The organism is Nostoc favosum CHAB5714, assembly GCF_020829495.1.
Classification (GTDB): domain Bacteria; phylum Cyanobacteriota; class Cyanobacteriia; order Cyanobacteriales; family Nostocaceae; genus Nostoc; species Nostoc favosum.
On sequence record NZ_JAIVFQ010000239.1, the window covers coordinates 1 to 2,130 of the forward strand.

Below are 2,130 nucleotides of genomic sequence, written 5' to 3' on the forward strand. Positions count from 1 at the left end.
ATATAGTGTGTCACCCGTCCACAACGATTACATCTGGTGCTAGACTGTTTTCGATAACAAGTCTGACATATATTGATGGTTTTCAGGTAAATTGGACGCAACGAACCGCAAAATATACAAATAATCTGCTGTTTGTCATCTATATCGGTATTCATGGGAAATCTCCAGTATGCAGAGATGCTGTTTGACAAAATGCTAGTTTTTGTGCGGGTGACTTTTTCTTCAGATTACGTTCAGCTTGCTGTGCCTCGATTTTACTGTTGAAAGACCAGCTACAAATTAGTTCAACGGGTCGGTTGCTACGGGTATAACGACCTCCTCGTCCAGCATTATGTAAAGCGATACGCTGTTCTACATTTTTTGTATATCCAACGTAGAGAGTGCCATTGGCACAGCAAACTAAATAAACGTAGTATGCTGTGTCCATTTGGGTTTCAATGTTGATTAATCTTTCACTTTTATCCTTCATGACTTTTGTATTTGCGCGGGTCGGGAAATAAGTTTTCTTGGTCAGTAGTTATCTGTTTATCTCCATACAGACGCTTGGGATTATTATTCGACTCAGAGCGTTTTTGAAGTTGTTCTTTATGTGTGTCAGGCAGTACCTCACAAAAATCGCTGAGTTGACAATCGAGAGCATTGCATAAAGCTTGAATTGTCTGGAGTCTCAGCGCACTTGGTTTACCATTAATTAATGAAGAAATCGCTTGAAGTGAAAGCTGCACGCCTACTTTCTCAACCAGTAATGCTTGTAATTCAGAGGGTCGATAAATGTCACGTTCAACAGCCAGCCACTTCTTCAGATTCCACACAATCGGCATAATTATTTCTCAATATGGTTTTTTTCAATGTCCGAAGACATTATTTCACTAACAATGCGGTTGGTACATCTGTCGAAATAATCTCTATTAAATTTTACGTAGCGATGGAGGGTGCTTAAATTTATATGCCCCATCTTGTGCATCAGTTCCCAGACTTTTTCGGGATGTTGTTCCATGTAGTTGGTAGCAAAGGATTTACGTAAACTGTGCCAGCCAAAACTTGGGGGGAGATTTAAGCCTGCTTTTCTCGCTTCAATACCAATAACATGCAAATTACGCCACATTGTTTTGTAAGAGATTCGCTCACCACTTTCTGTCAACCACAATGCAGGGTTCGTTTTGGCATTAGGAAATTTGGGTCTAATATACTCTTCATAAACACGCATTGTTTCTTGAGCTAGTTGAGTAAAATCTGTTTTTCGTATGCGTTTTCCTGAACCTTTGACTGCTTTACCAAACCTTGTTTGAATACAACCTTGTTCGTAGAAAAGGTCACGATGTGGAGCTAGGGCATCGAGGTTGCGAATTTCGTCAGCACGTAGGCCACTTTCTCCAGCAAGTAAAATCATTGTGTAGTCCCGTGAAGCTGTCAGTTTTTTCTGGTTGTGGGCAATATACTTTTCCCAAATGAAGGTATAAAAATCGTTAAGCCTTTCACCTGTTAAAACAAAGCCTTCATCATCATGGTCAATCGCGTGTACTGGGTAATCGTACAAAAGTACGGGCTGTTCAATGCGACCGTATTTAACAGAAATCGACTGTATTGAAGAGCCTTTTATGTACGGCCATTCCAAAACATACTGAAATAATCGACGTAGTGAACCCAAATGGCTGGCAACTGTACGTGGTTTTAATCCACTGATGATCAGTCCTTTGCTAAATTCGACGATACGTTGTCGTCCCAAGATTGGCATCATCGCTTCCCAAATTAACAGTTGCCGTTCCCCGTTGGGGTGAAGTTCATCTTGTACCATTACCCCTTCAAACCATCCTTGAAGGAAATGCTCTTCTTTATAAACAGTGGTATCACTATGGTTACGCGTGATGTGCGTGTCCAGATATCCCTGCAAAATAGCGCAATGGTCTGCAAGCTTCTCAGAAAAAGAAATTGGTCTGGCGGGAGGTTCATTGCAATAGACAACTGTGAGGTGTGGACGGACCATACCCTACTTCTCCTTTAAACATAAGGGAGATAAATATTCTGAAACTTGTATTTTTCAATTATAAACTATTTAACTCAAGTTAAACTTTGAAAATTGTGTCAAAACATGAATATATATGGTTTACCAGATGTCAAAAAACCCTAGAG

At 40.2% G+C, this 2,130-nt stretch carries 3 protein-coding genes; all 3 read right to left on the reverse strand.

The features are described from left to right. Positions 1 to 151: 151 nt before the first annotated feature. Genes LC586_RS40305 through LC586_RS40315 form a run of 3 tightly spaced genes read right to left on the reverse strand, consistent with a single transcriptional unit; the run spans position 152 to position 1,984 of the window. Positions 152 to 469, reverse strand: a complete 318-nt coding sequence (locus tag LC586_RS40305) for a GIY-YIG nuclease family protein (protein WP_229491351.1) — start codon at positions 467 to 469, stop codon at positions 152 to 154. After that, positions 459 to 821, reverse strand: coding sequence for a helix-turn-helix domain-containing protein (locus LC586_RS40310; protein WP_229491352.1), 363 nt, complete (start codon positions 819 to 821; stop codon positions 459 to 461). Before LC586_RS40310 ends, LC586_RS40305 begins: the two co-directional genes overlap by 11 nt. Positions 822 to 823: 2 nt before the next feature. After that, positions 824 to 1,984, reverse strand: a complete 1,161-nt coding sequence (locus tag LC586_RS40315) for a tyrosine-type recombinase/integrase (RefSeq protein WP_229491353.1) — start codon at positions 1,982 to 1,984, stop codon at positions 824 to 826. Positions 1,985 to 2,130: the final 146 nt, after the last annotated feature.

What these genes read in the sequence shown, in the direction of transcription:
- LC586_RS40305 (WP_229491351.1), bottom strand. Translation starts at nt 469, where the DNA reads ATGAAGGATAAAAGTGAAAGATTAATCAACATTGAAACCCAAATGGAC.
- LC586_RS40310 (WP_229491352.1), bottom strand. Translation starts at nt 821, where the DNA reads ATGCCGATTGTGTGGAATCTGAAGAAGTGGCTGGCTGTTGAACGTGAC.
- LC586_RS40315 (WP_229491353.1), bottom strand. Translation starts at nt 1,984, where the DNA reads ATGGTCCGTCCACACCTCACAGTTGTCTATTGCAATGAACCTCCCGCC.